Annotated in this window: 13 protein-coding genes; 8 read left to right on the top strand and 5 right to left on the bottom strand. The window is 39.2% G+C overall.

Annotation, left to right across the window (positions count from 1 at the left end; all coding sequences use genetic code 11):
* Nucleotides 1-45: 45 nt before the first annotated feature.
* From ACZ5C4_RS00165 to ACZ5C4_RS00130, 8 genes are all read left to right on the top strand, one after another.
* The gene (locus ACZ5C4_RS00165) at nt 46-1,434 is read left to right on the top strand and encodes a glutamate synthase-related protein (protein ID WP_464519281.1); all 1,389 of its coding nucleotides are present in this window, start codon (nt 46-48) and stop codon (nt 1,432-1,434) included.
* Between the two features lie 541 nt (nt 1,435-1,975).
* Entirely contained in the window at nt 1,976-5,131 is a 3,156-nt protein-coding gene (ileS, locus tag ACZ5C4_RS00160) for an isoleucine--tRNA ligase (protein ID WP_464519280.1), read from the top strand.
* 5 nt (nt 5,132-5,136) lie between these two features.
* Entirely contained in the window at nt 5,137-7,611 is a 2,475-nt protein-coding gene (locus ACZ5C4_RS00155; RefSeq protein ID WP_464519279.1) for a glycogen/starch/alpha-glucan phosphorylase, read from the top strand.
* Nucleotides 7,612-7,644: 33 nt separating this feature from the next.
* Nucleotides 7,645-8,418: a hypothetical protein gene (locus tag ACZ5C4_RS00150; RefSeq protein WP_464519278.1), complete on the top strand. Its 774-nt coding sequence runs from the start codon at nt 7,645-7,647 to the stop codon at nt 8,416-8,418.
* Nucleotides 8,419-8,477: 59 nt separating this feature from the next.
* Nucleotides 8,478-9,464: a SpoIID/LytB domain-containing protein gene (locus tag ACZ5C4_RS00145; protein ID WP_464519277.1), complete on the top strand. Its 987-nt coding sequence runs from the start codon at nt 8,478-8,480 to the stop codon at nt 9,462-9,464.
* A gap of 42 nt (nt 9,465-9,506) precedes the next feature.
* Nucleotides 9,507-10,265 carry a peptidoglycan DD-metalloendopeptidase family protein gene (locus ACZ5C4_RS00140; protein ID WP_464519276.1) on the top strand — a complete coding sequence of 253 codons (759 nt, stop codon included), beginning with the start codon at nt 9,507-9,509 and terminating at the stop codon, nt 10,263-10,265.
* A 435-nt stretch (nt 10,266-10,700) separates the two neighbouring features.
* Nucleotides 10,701-10,946, top strand: a complete 246-nt coding sequence (locus ACZ5C4_RS00135; RefSeq protein WP_464519275.1) for a GIY-YIG nuclease family protein — start codon at nt 10,701-10,703, stop codon at nt 10,944-10,946.
* Nucleotides 10,947-10,972: 26 nt separating this feature from the next.
* On the top strand, nt 10,973-11,419 hold the full coding sequence (locus tag ACZ5C4_RS00130) for a GNAT family N-acetyltransferase (protein ID WP_464519274.1): 447 nt from the start codon (nt 10,973-10,975) through the stop codon (nt 11,417-11,419).
* A 96-nt stretch (nt 11,420-11,515) separates the two neighbouring features.
* Here ACZ5C4_RS00130 and ACZ5C4_RS00125 read toward each other — a convergent pair whose 3' ends face one another.
* From ACZ5C4_RS00125 to ACZ5C4_RS00105, 5 genes are all read right to left on the bottom strand, one after another.
* The gene (locus ACZ5C4_RS00125; protein ID WP_464519273.1) at nt 11,516-12,469 is read right to left on the bottom strand and encodes a sugar-binding transcriptional regulator; all 954 of its coding nucleotides are present in this window, start codon (nt 12,467-12,469) and stop codon (nt 11,516-11,518) included.
* A gap of 192 nt (nt 12,470-12,661) precedes the next feature.
* Nucleotides 12,662-13,513, bottom strand: a complete 852-nt coding sequence (locus ACZ5C4_RS00120) for a riboflavin kinase (protein ID WP_464519272.1) — start codon at nt 13,511-13,513, stop codon at nt 12,662-12,664.
* A 20-nt stretch (nt 13,514-13,533) separates the two neighbouring features.
* The gene (locus ACZ5C4_RS00115) at nt 13,534-14,874 is read right to left on the bottom strand and encodes an APC family permease (protein ID WP_464519271.1); all 1,341 of its coding nucleotides are present in this window, start codon (nt 14,872-14,874) and stop codon (nt 13,534-13,536) included.
* Nucleotides 14,875-15,063: 189 nt separating this feature from the next.
* The gene (locus ACZ5C4_RS00110; protein WP_464519270.1) at nt 15,064-16,095 is read right to left on the bottom strand and encodes a zinc-dependent alcohol dehydrogenase; all 1,032 of its coding nucleotides are present in this window, start codon (nt 16,093-16,095) and stop codon (nt 15,064-15,066) included.
* 32 nt (nt 16,096-16,127) lie between these two features.
* Nucleotides 16,128-16,931, bottom strand: a complete 804-nt coding sequence (locus ACZ5C4_RS00105) for a class I fructose-bisphosphate aldolase (RefSeq protein ID WP_464519269.1) — start codon at nt 16,929-16,931, stop codon at nt 16,128-16,130.
* Between the last annotated feature and the right edge of the window lie 202 nt (nt 16,932-17,133).

The raw sequence follows: 17,133 nt of genomic DNA, 5'->3' as shown, positions 1-17,133 counted from the left end.
GCTGTGTTATACGGTTTCTGATTGATTCGCAAGGAGGAAGAGAGTATGAAAAGGTACAGGTGTAGTGTTTGCGGTTATATCTATGATGAGGAACAGGAGAGAAGACCGTTTTCAGATTTAAAGGAATGTCCAGTCTGTCATCAGCCGACAGAAAAGTTTACCGTTTATGAGGAGGAAAGAAACGAAGAGATAAAAGAAAAAAAGGAAGTAAAATTAGAGTACCCAAAAGAGTTTGTAAGGCAGGACGAAAGCTGTAGATATATGAAGGAAATACATGAAATTGCTGTGACAGGGAAAAGCATTTCCGCTGCTATGGGAACAGAAATGCCTATGCCAGGTTGGGACGATATTCTTATATTAGGGGCACAGCTAGATCCTATGCCATTAGAAGAAACAGCGCAGGTACGGACAGAGACGGTAATTGGGAGACATGCGCGTAAACCGCTTGTCTTAGAAAATCCAGTGTATATTTCCCATATGTCTTTTGGCGCACTTTCAAGAGAAGCAAAAATATCTCTTGCAAGGGGTTCTGCTTTGGCACACAGTGCTATGTGTTCCGGAGAAGGCGGAATTCTACCGGAAGAAATGGAAGCAGCAGATAAATATATTTTTGAATATGTCGGGAATTTGTATAGTGTAACCCCAGAAAATTTACGGAATGCAGATGCTATTGAAATTAAAATCGGGCAGGGGACAAAACCAGGAATGGGAGGACACCTTCCAGGAGAGAAAGTAACGAGAGAAATTAGTGAAGTCAGAAATAAGCCGATAGGGAAAGATATCATTGCTCCATCCAGATTTCCGGGAATAAAGACAAAGGAAGATTTAAAAAATTTAATTAGTCAGTTGAAGTATGCTTCGGAAGGAAGACCTGTAGGGGTAAAAATTGCAGCAGGAAGGATTGAGAGAGATTTAGCTTTTTGCGTATATGCCGAGCCAGATTTTATTACGATAGACGGAAGAGGAGGGGCTACCGGTTCCTCTCCGAAATTTTTAAGAGATAGTTCGAGTGTTCCGACGATTTATGCGCTGTATCGTGCAAGGAAATACTTGGATAGTATCCAGTCAGACATTAGTTTGATTATTACAGGAGGATTGCGGGTATCTGCTGATTTTGCTAAGGCGCTTGCAATGGGGGCGGATGCCATAGCAATTGCTTCCTCAGCGTTGATTGCAATGGCATGTCAGCAGTATAAAATCTGTGGGACAGGTATGTGTCCTATGGGTATTGCGACACAGGATAAAGAATTAAGGGCACGTCTGCATGAGGATGCGGCGGCAGCCAGAGTGGCAAATTTCCTGCGTGTTTCTCTGGAAGAATTAAAAATGTTCGCCAGAATTACAGGGCATGAGAACCTACATGATCTGTCAGTAGAGGACTTATGCACGATTAGTAGAGAAATCAGCGAATATACAAATATTCCTCATGCATAAGAGAAATTACCCGAAAGATTATCCAGAAACTCTTGACTATTTTATGTATCCTACTTATAATAACCCTGTATAAGCATAAATAAAGAAAAGGCTATGATAAAGACAGTAGATTATATCTGAACATCCAAGCGAGTCGGGGACGGTGTAAGCCCGGTATCAGTAAGATATTTTACGAACATCACTTTTGAGCCGCAGTTCTCGAAACGCGAGAGATTTTCCGTATAGAAGGTAGAGAAATAAAGGAGTAGAGACTGACGCAGGTTTCAGCGTTATCAGGAACACATATACGAACTATAAGGTTTAAGTATGTTGTAACAGGTGGTGAAACGTAAGTATAAAGCTTTCGTCCTATTACAGGGCGAAAGCTCTTTTTATTGTATAGGAAACTTTGTTCCCTTTTATCCACCAGGAAATGTCTTTGGTGTTCTGTTTATATAAATGTCTTCTAACAGGCCATATCTCTTAATAAAAGAGGGAGAAAAGTGGAAGCGGGCATACCCGCATAGTTCTTTAATATTATAATAGAAAGGAAAGAGAAAAGATGTATAAGAAAGTTTCCACAGACATGAATTTTGTAGAAAGAGAAAAAGAAATTGAAAAATTTTGGGCAGACAACCAGATTTTCCAGAAAAGCATGGAGGAAAGAGAAGGCTGTCCAGAGTATACATTCTATGACGGCCCTCCGACAGCAAACGGAAAACCGCATATTGGCCATGTACTTACCCGTGTAATTAAGGATATGATTCCGCGGTATCGTACAATGAAAGGAAATATGGTACCGAGGAAGGCAGGATGGGATACGCATGGTCTGCCGGTAGAACTGGAGGTAGAAAAGCTTCTGGGGCTGGACGGAAAAGATCAGATTGAAGAATATGGTCTGGAACCGTTTATCGACAAATGTAAAGAGAGTGTCTGGAAATACAAGGGAATGTGGGAGGATTTTTCTAGTACAGTCGGATTTTGGGCGGATATGGATCATCCTTATGTCACATATGACAATAACTTTATCGAGTCAGAGTGGTGGGCATTAAAACAGATCTGGGATAAGAAACTTCTCTACAAGGGATTTAAAATCGTGCCCTATTGTCCGCGTTGTGGAACTCCGCTTTCTGCGCAGGAGGTAGCGCAGGGATACAAAGATGTAAAAGAGCGCTCGGCAATCGTAAGATTCAAGGTAAAAAATGAGGATGCATATATTCTTGCATGGACTACAACTCCTTGGACACTGCCGTCCAACTTAGCGCTGTGTGTGCATCCGACGGAGACTTATTTGAAGGTGAAGGCAGTAGATGAGAGAGTCTACTATATTGCACAGGCGCTTGCAGACAAGGTACTTGGAAAACTGGCTGAAGAAGGAACACCGGCATATGAAGTGTTGGAAACTTATGTAGGAACAGATCTGGAGTATAAAGAATACGAACCGCTTTATCAATGTGCTGCCGATAGCGCGCAGAAACAGAACAAAAAAGCTTTCTATGTTGTATGTGATACGTATGTTACTATGACAGACGGAACAGGTATCGTCCATATTGCTCCGGCATTTGGTGAAGACGATGCCAACGTGGGAAGAAAATACGGGCTTCCTTTTGTACAGCTTGTAGATGAAAAAGGAAATATGGGAGAGACAACCCCATTTGCCGGTGTATTTGTAAAAAAAGCGGATCCAATGGTATTAAAAGATTTGGAGGAGAGAGGACTGCTCCTGGACGCTCCGAAATTTGAACATAGTTACCCGCACTGCTGGAGATGTGACACGCCGCTTATTTACTATGCACGTGAATCCTGGTTTATCAAGATGACAGCAGTAAAAGACGATCTGATTGCCAATAACAATACGATTAACTGGATTCCAGAGAGTATCGGAAAAGGGCGTTTCGGCGACTGGCTGGAGAATGTACAGGACTGGGGAATCAGCAGAAACCGTTACTGGGGAACTCCTTTAAATATCTGGGAGTGTGAGTGCGGACATATGCATTCGGTAGGCAGCATTGCAGAGTTAAAACAAATGTCTAAAAACTGCCCGGAGGATATAGAGCTGCACCGTCCGTATATAGATGACGTGACAATCACCTGCCCAGAATGTGGAAAGGAGATGCACCGAGTACCGGAAGTAATTGACTGCTGGTTTGACAGTGGTTCTATGCCTTTTGCTCAGCATCATTATCCATTTGAAAATGAAGAGATATTTAAACAACAGTTTCCGGCAGACTTTATATCTGAAGCGGTGGATCAGACTAGAGGATGGTTCTATTCGCTTCTGGCGATCTCTACACTTCTGTTTAATGAAGCGCCGTATAAAAACGTAATTGTTTTAGGACATGTACAGGATGAGAATGGACAGAAGATGAGTAAATCAAAAGGAAATGCGGTAGATCCATTTGACGCTTTAAAGACATATGGTGCCGACGCGATCCGCTGGTATTTCTATGTCAACAGTGCTCCATGGCTTCCAAATCGCTTTCATGGTAAAGCAGTGACAGAAGGACAGCGCAAATTTATGGGGACGCTGTGGAATACTTATGCATTTTTTGTATTATACGCGAATATAGATAAGTTTGACGCTGCAAAATATACATTAGAGTATGAGAAGCTGTCTGTTATGGACAAATGGCTTTTGTCTAAGTTAAATACACTGATTCGTACAGTAGATGACAATCTTGCAAATTACCGGATTCCAGAATCTGCAAGGGCGCTTCAGGATTTTGTGGACGATATGAGTAACTGGTATGTAAGAAGAAGTCGTGAACGGTTCTGGGCAAAGGGAATGGAGCAGGATAAAATTAACGCATATATGACCTTATATACTGCACTTGTTACAGTTTCCAAAGTAGCGGCTCCTATGATTCCGTTTATGACAGAAGAGATTTATCAGAATCTTGTACGCAGTATTGACAAAACGGCTCCAGAAAGTATTCATCTGTGTGACTTCCCTGTATCAGAAGAAAGATATATTGATACAGAGCTGGAAGCAAATATGGAAAATGTCCTGAAATTGGTTGTAATGGGGCGTGCATGCAGAAACACATCTAATATTAAAAACCGGCAGCCAATCGGACAGATGTTTGTGAAAGCAGGTTTTTCGCTTCCCGAGTTTTATCAGGATATTGTGACAGATGAACTGAATGTAAAGAAAATAAAATTTACAGAGGACGTAAGAGAATTTACTTCCTATACCTTTAAACCACAGTTAAAGACAGTTGGCCCCAAATATGGTAAAATGTTAGGTGGAATCAAAGCAGCCCTTGATGCATTAGACGGAAATGCGGCAATGGATGAATTAAATGAGACAGGTGCATTGAAACTGGATGTAAACGGACAGGAGATTACATTGTTTAAAGAAGAGCTGCTGATTGATACAGCGCAGATCGAAGGGTATGTTTCAGAAAACGATAACGGAATTACAGTTGTTCTGGATACAAATCTGACAGAAGAGCTCTTAGAGGAAGGATTTGTAAGAGAAATTATCAGTAAAGTTCAGACAATGCGTAAAGAAGCAGACTTTGAAGTAATGGATAGAATTCGCCTGACTTATGAAGGAAGCCAGAAAGCCGAGACAATTTTTGAAAAATACAGCGAAGCTATCAGCAGTGAAGTATTGGCAGAAAGTGTTTTAAAGGGACAGCCGTCCGGTTATGTAAAAGAATGGAAGATAAACGGGGAAGCTGTCACAATGGGTGTTGAGAAAGAAGGTATGTAATATATATGTATAGCAAAAGATTTGAAAAAGAAACTTTTAAAGCGGCAGTTCAGGACAATGTAAAGGCACTTTACCGCAAAACGATGGACGAGGCAACGCCGCAGCAGATTTTCCAGGCGGTGTCTTATGCGGTAAAAGAAGTAATTATTGATGACTGGCTGGCATCTCAGAAGGCGTATGATGAGGCGGATGCCAAGACGGTCTATTATATGTCTATGGAATTCTTAATGGGACGCGCTCTTGGAAATAACCTGATTAATATGACTGCATACAGCGAAGTAAAAGAAGCACTTAAAGAGATGAACATTGATTTAAATGCGATTGAAGATGAAGAGCCGGATCCGGCTCTTGGAAACGGCGGCTTGGGACGTCTCGCCGCATGTTTTCTGGATTCTCTTTCTACATTAAATTATCCGGCATATGGTTGTGGAATCCGTTACCGTTATGGTATGTTTAAGCAGAAAATTGAAAATGGATACCAGGTAGAAGTGCCGGACAATTGGCTTAAGGAAGGAAATCCGTTTGAGCTGCGCAGAGAAGAATACGCAAAGGAAGTACGTTTTGGCGGAAATATCCGGTTTGAGAAGGATCCAGAAACAGGAAAAGACATCTTTATTCAGGAAAATTATGAATCTGTGCTGGCGATACCATATGACATGCCGATCGTCGGATATGGAAACCATGTAGTGAATACACTGCGTGTGTGGGACGCAAAGGCAATTACAGATTTCCAGCTGGATGAATTTGACAGAGGAAATTATCACAAAGCAGTGGAACAGGAAAACCTGGCAAAACTGATTGTAGATGTACTTTATCCAAATGACAACCATTATTCGGGTAAGGAGCTTCGCCTGAAACAGCAGTATTTCTTTATTTCTGCGAGTCTTCAAGCGATGATTGCAAAATACAAAAAGAAGCACAGTGATATTCGGAAACTGCATGAGAAAGTAGTTATTCAGATGAATGATACACATCCAACTGTAGCAGTTCCGGAACTGATGCGGCTTCTGATTGACGAAGAAGGATTAAACTGGGAAGAAGCGTGGGAGGTTATGTCCAGGACATGTGCATACACCAACCATACAATTATGGCAGAAGCACTTGAAAAATGGCCGATTGATTTATTCTCCCGCCTTCTGCCGCGTATTTATCAGATTGTGCAGGAGATTGACCGCCGGTTCTTAATCCAGGTAAGAGAGAAATATCCTGGAAATGAAGAGAAGGTTAAGAAAATGGCAATTCTGATGGACGGCCAGGTGAGAATGGCAAATATGGCAATTATTTCCGGATTTTCCGTAAACGGCGTGGCAAAGCTTCATACGGAAATTTTGAAAAACCAGGAATTGAAGGACTTCTATGAGATGTTCCCGCAGAAGTTCAACAATAAGACAAATGGAATTACGCAGAGGCGGTTCCTTGCACATGGAAATCCGCTGCTTGCGGAATGGATTACCGATAGAATCGGAGACGGATGGCTTACAGATTTGTCTAAGATAGCGAATTTGAAGCCACTTGTCAATGATGAGCAGGCCCGTCGGGAATTTATGCAGATTAAGTATAAGAACAAAGTTCGTTTGGCAGAATATATTAAAAAACATAATGGAATAGAATTAGATCCGCGCTCTATTTTTGATGTACAGGTAAAACGTCTCCATGAATATAAACGCCAGTTTTTGAATATCCTGCATATTATGTATCTGTATAATCAGATAAAAGAGCACCCAGAGATGTCTTTCTATCCGCGGACTTTTATTTTCGGGGCAAAAGCGGCAGCAGGGTACCAGCGTGCGAAGGAGACAATCAAGCTTATCAATTCTGTTGCAGATGTAGTGAACAATGACAGAAGTATCAATGGTAAGTTAAAAGTAGTTTTTATTGAGGATTACCGTGTATCAAATGCAGAATTACTTTTTGCTGCTGCGGACGTCAGCGAACAGATTTCTACCGCGTCCAAAGAGGCATCTGGCACAGGAAATATGAAATTTATGCTGAATGGAGCACCTACGCTTGGAACGATGGATGGGGCTAACGTAGAGATTGTGCAGGAAGTAGGGGAAGAAAACGCATTTATCTTTGGTTTAAGTTCTCAGGAGGTTATCAATTATGAGAACCAGGGGGGCTATAATCCGTTGGATATTTACTTCAATGATTGGGAATTGAAGAGGGTGATCGATCAGTTGATGGACGGTACGTATGCAAATGGAGATCACAATATGTATAAGAATCTGTATAATTCTCTACTGAATACGCAGTGCACAGCGCGTCCGGATATGTATTTTATTTTGAAGGATTTCTGGCCATATGCAGAGGCACACAAACGAGTTGAGGAGGCGTACAGAGATGAGCAAAGATGGTCTAAGATGGCAATTCTCAATACGGCGTGCAGCGGAAAATTCAGTTCTGACAGAACAATAGAGGAATATGTAACAGATATTTGGAAACTGAAGAAAGTATATGTTCCGTCAGGGCAGCCTGAATAGTCTGATGATGGATATAAGAAGGAGGCGCAGCTTATGAGCTACAGTTATGAATATAGTTATGATGTACCGTCAGGATCATCAGAATCAGCTATTATTGGAATCTTATCCATCTACCTGATAATCCTTGTCGTGTGTCTGGTATTTTATCTTATCAGTTATATATTCAAGGCAATCGGGGTATATACGATGGCAAAGAGGCAAAAAATGGATTACCCTTGGCTTGCGTTTATTCCATTTGCCCGAGTTTATCTCCAGGGAGAGCTTGCAGGAAGAATTGGACTGAAAAACAAAACAATCAAGAATCCCGGAATCTGGCTTCTGGCATTGCCTTTTATCTATGGAGCTGTAGGAATGGTTTTCTATATTATTCTGATTGGAATTATGGGAATAAATGCATTTATGAGCCTGGCGAGCTATTCGGGCGGAAGCATGGGCAGTGCAGCATCTTTCGGGGTTAGTTCTATTATGGGACTCATTGTCTGGTTGATTGTACTGGTGCTGGTGAGTATACTCTACGAAGCAGTTTATAAGGTACTTGTTATACTTGTAAATCACCAGATTCTGACGAGGTTTACTTCTAAGAATATGTCTATCGCCCACGCGGTGCTTAGTGCCACGATTCCTTTATATGAATCTATCTGTTTCTTTGTTATGAGAGAAAAAGATTATAATCCAGGAATGGAACCAAAAGAGGGACCTCAAGTACCTCCGGTGACACCACTGCCGCCCGTACCACCGGTACCGCCTGTACCAGAGGCGGAACCTGTACAGTCTGATGACGGGAAAAAGACAGAAAAACAAGAATAAGAAATGCATTCATAAATAAGCACAGCCCTTCATATATTAGAATATGGAGGGCTGTTTTTATGGGACAACGGTATATAAGACAGAAATTAAAAGCAGTAGGAGCTTTTATCTTAATTCTTATTTTACTGCCCTATGTGATTTCTGTATTTGTAAATGGAGCAGATATTAAAGCAGAGAATAAGGCAGACAGAATATATGTCCAGGTAAAGACACAGGCAGGGAATGAGGAAGAAATAAAAGAAGTTCCCTGGAGCGAATATTTTCTTGGCGTACTGGCAAAGGAGATGCCGGAAAATTATGAGGAGGAGGCATTGAAAGCACAGGCAGTCCTGGCAAGGACAGCATTGTATAAGACAATAGACGGGGCAGAAGATCCAGTAATGACAGAATCCTATCTTACAGCAGAAGAGCTGGAAAAAAAGTGGAATTCAAAAGAATACAAAAAATATTATGAGAAGTATTCAAAAGCAATTACAGAAACAGGCAATCAAGTCTTGTATTATAATGACACTTATGCATGGACTCCTTTTCATCAGTCCAGCAATGGCTCAACAAGGAGCGCTCAGGAGGTTTTGGGAAGTGAGGAGTATCCGTATCTTTTAGTAAAAGAATGTTCACAGGATAAAGAGGCGGAGGATGAAATGCAGGTACATACCTTTGAGTACAAGGAAATTCAGGAGAAATGCAAGGATTTTTTAGTTGCCGAAGAAGAAGAGAGGGCTAAAAAAGGATACGAATTTACAGACTTTGAAATTCAGTCGTATGATACGGCAGGCTACGTATTAAATATGCGGATAGGAGAGACCGTATGCACAGGGGATCAGTTCAGAGACGCCCTTTCGCTTCCGTCCAGCGCGTTTTCTTTAAAAGACAGTGACGGAAAACTTAAAGTGACAACGACAGGGAAAGGACATGGCTTGGGTATGAGCCAATGGATGGCAAATGAACTGGCAAAAGAGGGAAAAAACTATGAAGAAATTCTGCAATATTTTTTTGAGGGAACAAATTTAACTGACGTAGGAGAAATATTTGCAAAAGTAGAATAACCCATTACTTTTCTGGCAAAAATAATGCCAGAGGTGATGATAATGAATAAAAACGAAAAGCCTTCTTTTTTCAGAAGCAAAGGTGCCGCCGTTGGTATTGTAATTTGTTTTGTTGCAGTGATTGCAATGGTTGGGGCATTTACATTCAACAATTATGAAAAACAGATTGACGAACAGGTAGCAAAGGCTGAAAAACAGGCAGAAAAGCTTACAGAAGAGAAAAGTAAAGAGACAACAACAAATGAGATTGTCCTTCCAGAAGCAGACAGTAATACATCTATACAGACAGAAGAGGAAGATAAGACAGATAGTACAGAAGAACAGCAGACAGATGAAAACCAGGGGGAAGGTACTGGTGTAGAGACAACAGGAGATACATCGAATCTTTGGTTTTCAGAAGAAAGTGTACTTGCATGGCCTGCAAGCGGAGCTGTATTGATTAATTATAGTATGGATCAGACTGTATTTTTCTCGACACTGGAACAGTACAAATACAATCCGGCATTGATAATCGGCGGTGAGGTAGGCGAGACGATTTCTGCTTCCGCTGCGGGAATTGTGACAAATATCGAAGAAACTGCGCAGACTGGAACAACGGTGACATTGGACATGGGAAATGGATATTCTGCTACTTATGGACAGTTAAGTGATGTCTCATTGGCAGTCGGAGACTATGTCGGTACAGGGGAGTTTATCGGGACTTTAAGTGAACCGACGAAATATTATTCTGTAGAGGGACCGAATCTGTATTTTGAGATAACAAAAGACGGAACACCGGTAAATCCTTTGGATTTTATGTAAAAAACACGGCAGGAATAAATCTGCCGTCAGACTGAGCAAGGACGAAGAACCCCTATTAAGCTGCGGCAAGATAGAGGTTCTTTTTTGTATAATAGGAAATTTCGATAAATTTCCTATTATACAAAAATCCCTCCGGGCGGGATGCGCACGCCGCAATAAGGAAATTTTACCGCTTTGCGGTATTGCAGCGGCGCGCAAAGTGGACAAGCCTCTTAAGAGTGAGGGAGGGCAGGGGAGTTGAAGTGGGCTTGCCCACTTTGTTCATGCCTGTACAGCAAAAGCCGCGTCGGAACGACCTAATTTGTGACTAAAATTACATTTTTATGATATAATAAAATTGTTAAATTCAGTTTGGAAATTAAATGAAACAGGGAGTGAAATTATGAAGATAAAATATTTTGCAGAAGTTTTTGTTTTTATAAAGTGAGGCAGAAGATGAATTATACATATATTGTAAAATGTAAAGATGGAAGCCTTTATACGGGATGGACAAATAATCTTGAAAAACGTATCCGAGATCATAATGAGGGCAAAGGTGCGAAATATACGAAATCCAGGCGTCCTGTTATGCTTGCATATTATGAGGAATTCCAGACAAAAGAAGAGGCGATGAGACGTGAGTATGCTATCAAAAAAATGAGACGGAAGGAAAAAGAAAAGCTGCTGGAAAAAGAAATATAGAACAAAGGGAAAAGTATAAAAAAGTTATGGAAATTATAGAGGTTGTTGAAAACAAAAAGCAGTATCTTAATCTACTATTGCTTGGAGATGAGCAGGAAAGTATGATTGACAGATATTTAGACAGGGGAAGAATGTATATTTTGTCTGAGAAAGATGTCATAGCGGTTTGTGTTGTAACAGATGAAGGAAACGGGATTTTAGAAATTAAAAATTTGGCGGTCAAACCAGACAGTCAAAGAAACGGCTATGGAAAACAGTTTATTGAATATATAAAAGATACTTATAGGGGACATTTTCATACTTTGCAGGTAGGAACAGGCGATAGCCCTTCAACGATTCCGTTTTATGAAAAATGTGGTTTTAAACGATCCGGATATTCGGTTAAAAACTTTTTTCTAGATAACTATTATCATCCTGTGTATGACGGAGGGGTGCAGCTTGTGGATATGGTGTATCTTGAGATGAAAATATGATATTTTCACGTATGTGATATATAAAATAAGGGCTGAAAGCTTTCTTAAATAAAATTTCAGCCCGATTATTTATAGACAATTTATATTTATAGATATTTAATCTTCTAGTAATTTTTCGGCTACGCTTTTTTCTGTTATGAGTACATTAATATATTTGCCTAAAACAGCCCCTTTAATAGCAGTGTATTTTTCTAAACCACCGGCTATTCCAAGACGTATTGGTATATTTTTATAATCTTCTAGAGAAAGAGTCAACATTCTGTCTCTAAAGGGAGGTTCTACCATATTTCCATTACGGTCATAAAAATGTGTGCACACTTCACCCACTACTGAATCAGCCCACTGTTTATGACAAAAATCTTCCTTATCATATAAATTAACCATGTGCTTCCATTGTTTCTGAGCAACACCGATCCCTACAATCGCAATATTAGAATTTCGCATGATTGAATAAGTATTTTTACATACCGCATCCTGCATAAGTGCATATTTTAGCTTTGCAGATCCCACAATAAGTGGAAAATATAATAATTCTTCCCTTGCTTGTAGCTTATCAGCTAATTGATATACTAACTTATCAACACCCAGTTTTGAATTTTTTTCTTTAATACTTCCGGTTAACTGAGTTACAATAATATTGTCTACAGTAGTAATATGCGGCATATTATCTACTACCGCCGATACTGCATGTCCTCGAGCAATACCAATGATATCGTTAGATTTTATATTTCTACGCAGATAATGAACAGCCTGGATTCCAAGATTGTGATTTAATTCTTCTTTATTTTCATTTTCAATAACGCAGACTTCTTTAAGTCCATATTTTTTTTCGAGCTCTGACTCTAAGTTCAGATTGCAATTTTCTATCCCTTCAATGCTTATTCTTACAATCCCGTTTTTAATACATGCTGAAAGGATTCGATTTACTCTTTGACGTGACATATTCATTCGCTTTGCGATTTCTTCTTGTGTTAGATGATTTTTATAGTAATAATACGCAGCACGTCTATATTCATTTATAGTATCCGGCGATAAATTTTGAAATGACATTTTAAACACTTCCGACTCAATTTATTAATATATATTAACTTTTATTTTATAATAAAGAAAAATTTAAAGCAATATCAATTTAAAACTATATTTCTAATTTGAGAGAAATAAAAGCAGACAAAAGTGTTCATTGATATGCTCACATATTACACTTATGGCTGCTTTTATGATTGTTAATGATATGATTATCCTTTAACTGATCTTATCAAGTAAATTCCGAACTTCTGTAATATCTTTTTGTACTTGTGCCTGTACTTGTTCTAAATTATCGAATTTTATAACGCCGCGAATAAATTTATGCACTTCCAGAACTAATTGTTTTCCATATATATCTCTGGAAAAATCTAAAATAAATGCTTCAATCGTTACATAATCAAAGGTATCGACAGAGGGACGTTTTCCTATATTTGTCATGGCTAAGAACAGTTCATTATCCAAAATAATTCTTGTGCAATAAACGCCGTCTAATGGTTTGATCTTCTTGTCCGGTACTTGGAGATTTGCGGTCGGCATACCGACTGTCCGGCCTAATGCTTTGCCATGCACGACTTTTCCTAACATAATATACGGATGCCCAAGAAGGCTTGTCATTTTTTCATAGTCACAATCTTCAAATGCCTTTTTAATAAGTGATTTATGAATACTTATATCATTCTCTTTGACATCTTTAACCAGAATAACGCTTACTTCATATTCTGCAGCAGTCTTTTTTAATTGTTCCAGATTTGCATGATTTTCTCCAACGACTATGATCCTGGCGCCTAATTTTTTAATGATAATCTCTTCTACAAAATGCTCTGTTTTTTCTGTGTATGTAAAAAGATAATCAATATCTGCATCTTTTAATAAATATTCTTTTTCTTCTTCTGTAGTAAATACCGCACCGTCTTCTGGTATACTGACAATTACAGATTTCAAAGTATTATCCTTTGCAGTATGGACAACGGTTTCTACAACTGCTTTGTGTCCTTTGTGGATACAGTCAAATTCTCCAAAAGCAACACAAGTTTTATTCATTTTCATAATTGATTTATAAACTTCCATGATTATCCTCCGAAGACAAATTAGTTGTCAATTTTCCGAACTCTGATTTTATAGTAAATAATTCCTATTACATACCAGCCAAGAGTGAATGCATATACCAATATATTTCCTGATATGATGGCAGATATATTACATATAAATGTGAGAACTAACGAAATCCATGGCAACGCTTTACCCAGAGGGGCTTTGAATGCTCCTTCCGGCAGTGGAAATTTTTTCTGGGCAGCGATCAAAGAGATATTTGTCATGACAGTTACCATGACAGCAAATAGAGCTCCTAAATTAACTAACAATTCTGTGAAGTCAGGGAAGAAAGATATAATTGCCGCAAGAATTGCTACGACTGATGTAGCGAAAACAGGGATTCCGTTAGAACTTATTTTACCAAAAGCTTCCGGAAGTAATTTAGTATCGCTGACAGCTTTCATTGCTCGGGCTGTCAATGACATTACGACTAACATAGTAGTTATCAGTGCCAGTAAGGCAGAAATAGAGATAACTTTTGACATCCATGGTACAGAGGCTAATTTTGTAAATGCTGCCGCGTACATAGGTATATAGCGCATTCCCGGATTATCAGCCAGGAAATCAGCTGAAATCATTCCTAATGTTGCTACAATCATACCCAAATACAGTAGACATACAATTGTCATGGCAATTAATACGGCCCGCGGAACATTTCTATTTGGATTTTTTACTTCTTGTACCATAAAAGAAACTGCTACAATCGAACCATACCCTGTCATTGCAGTAGGTACTACCGAAATAAATCCTAGATTACCGCCTGCTCCCTGTGAGAAAAATGGAATTAAATTAGACGTCTCAAATGCGCCTGTTACAACAGAAGTTACAATATATATAAGCATTGTTATAACGATACCTGCTACTAATATATTATTTAATTTCCCTAGTGAGGACATCTTCATAATATTCATTAAATACACTAAAATAACGGAGCCTACTGCCAGAGGAATCTGCATTCCTTCAAAAACTGGAAAGCCGACGCTAAGATATGTTCCTACATAAATAGCTGCAAATGCTACTGCGACAATATTAGCGTTAAAATATCCCCATACAGATATCCAGCCCCAAAATCTGCCTTGTTTTTCTGTTTTTCCAAGAGCTTTAGTAGGAAAAACGAATACACCGCCTGATTTTGGAAATCTGGTAGCTAATTCCGCGCAGACGAGTCCATAGCACAACATAATCAACGCTGCAATAACCCATGAAAGAATAGCTGCTGGCCCGGCGCTATACATTGTTAAACCTGAGAGTGAAAAGATTGCGCTGCCGATCATACCTCCGGCAATCATAGTAACAGCTGCTAAAAGATTTAATGAACCTCCCTTATTATTTTCCATATTGTATTCTATTACGAATATACATATATTTCGTAACTTTCTCCTTTCTACTAAAATTAAAGAATCTTTATTTGTATTTTTAAAGAGAACATGTTACAATCGCTTTGGATGAAGGGCGAGGAGAAAGAAAAGGATGAAATTTTGGCAGATTTAATTTCCTTTCCATCTCCCTGCCTTTTACTTTTTAAATTATGGTCTTACAATTATGCGATATGTATCAGGTCTTATGGCCTTTTCCATAGCCTTTTCAATGTTTTCCAACGGTATACAGTCTGAAATCAGAGCAGATACATCTATCAATTTTCCAGATAATAAACGTGTTGCAATTAGGAAATCTTTTTTCATAGGATTTACGGTTCCAGTAATTATCTGTTCTGTAGAATGAACTTTATTTGGACTAACTTCAATGGGATTGTCGGGATGGAATGATGTATAGAATACAACTCTTCCTAATTTTCCACTCATGTCTACAGCCTGCTTAGCCAATGCTGCCACAGGCACTGTACAAAATACTGCATCTGCTCCCCGTCCTTCTGTTATTTTCTGGATTTCCTTAACAGGATCAGATTTACCGGAATTTATAAGGATGTCTGCACCCATCTTCTTTGCAATTTCCAGCCGGGTATCGTCTAATTCGCATGCGATTACTCTCGCGCCCTTTAGTTTAGCTAATTGTATATGTAAAGCTCCCATGATTCCAACGCCGATTACAACTACATCATCACCTAGTCCAATCTGGCCATTTTCAATACTGTGGACACAACATGCCAATGGCTCTGACAGCGCAGCATGCGTCAAATCAATTTTGGGATCCATTTTATAGACATCTGATGCATCCATCATCATATACTCGGCGAAACCTCCGGGTCCCATTGCACATTCCTGTGTTTCAGCAATGAAAGATGTTGTACACTGATTTTCATGTCCATTTCTGCAGTAATAACATTCTCCGCATGAGTTTAATAAACGTACGGCTACCTTATCTCCAACTTGGACACCTTTTACTTTTTTACCAATCGCTTCTACTGTTCCGGCGGCTTCATGGCCGCCTGCAAATGGATATCTGTTCATCACGCCATTGTAAACTCTTTGCTCCAATGTACAGATCGCGCAGGAATCAACTTTAACTAATACCTGTCTGTCTTCGGGTTCTCTTTTTCTCACCTCCTTGAATACAATTTTTTTGACATCCTCTATAACTGCAACTTTATATGTTTTCATACATAAAACCTCCTGACCAGTGACTCTATAAACTAAACTCCTACTTTTATGCCCATTTCCTTCATAGCAGCCTCAATACTACAGTTTTCATGAATTAATTTTGCAATGGCTGCTGTATATCTTACAGGATCTTCGTGTCCCCAGATATTTCTTCCCATTGCAACCCCTGCACCACCGGCCTCCAGCGCGTCTTTAATTTCCTGTAATAGATGTTCCACCGGAACCTTTTTTGCACCGCCAAGAATTACAACAGGTTTGTAGGTTGCTTCACAAAGTTTTGCGAATGAGTCTTGATCGCCTGTGTAATTTGTTTTTACAAAGTCTGCACCTAATTCCACACTTTGTCTGCATGCAAATGTAAGATTTTCTGGAGTTCTTGCATCATCAGCAGGCTCAAAGCCTCTGGGTAAGGCCTCTGCTAATACAGGAATTCCCCATTTATGGCAATCCATTGCAACTCTTGTCAGATTGCTCAGATATTCATTTTCAAAACTAGAACCTGGAAAACTCATCGTAATTACTGCATCTGCTCCCATTCGTGAAATGTCTTCAGCGTTCACAGTTATCTGCATTGCCTTTGAACGAGCTCCCAAAAAAGAAACTCCGCCATCGATTCTTACAATAATCCCTTTCCCTAAAAAAGAATCTGTTAAGAATTCTGCCATGCCTACAGTAGAAAGAAAGGCATCGGCGCCTGCCGCTGCAATATCTTTAACTAATTTCTTAGGGTTTTTTAGCGCTGGCAAAGTGTTAAAGTTTGCCGCATGATCCATTGCTAAAATAAAAGTTTTTCCGTCTGGTTGAATAATGTGATTCATTCTTGCTGTTGTGTTCATAATTTTTACCTCCTAAGTTACAAATGTAATATATACATATCAAATGTAATGGTTAAATTTTATGTTATGTAAGAAAAATTGTCAATAATTATAATATATTCTTTGAAAATTTTGGGTATTTTGTATATAATTTACCGTAATTTTTTGTATATATTACATATGTTATATATAAATTACATATGTAATATATACAAAATTTGAG

It is taken from the genome of Mediterraneibacter flintii (genome assembly GCF_055387595.1).
This window is presented reverse-complemented; position numbering and strand designations above follow the sequence as displayed.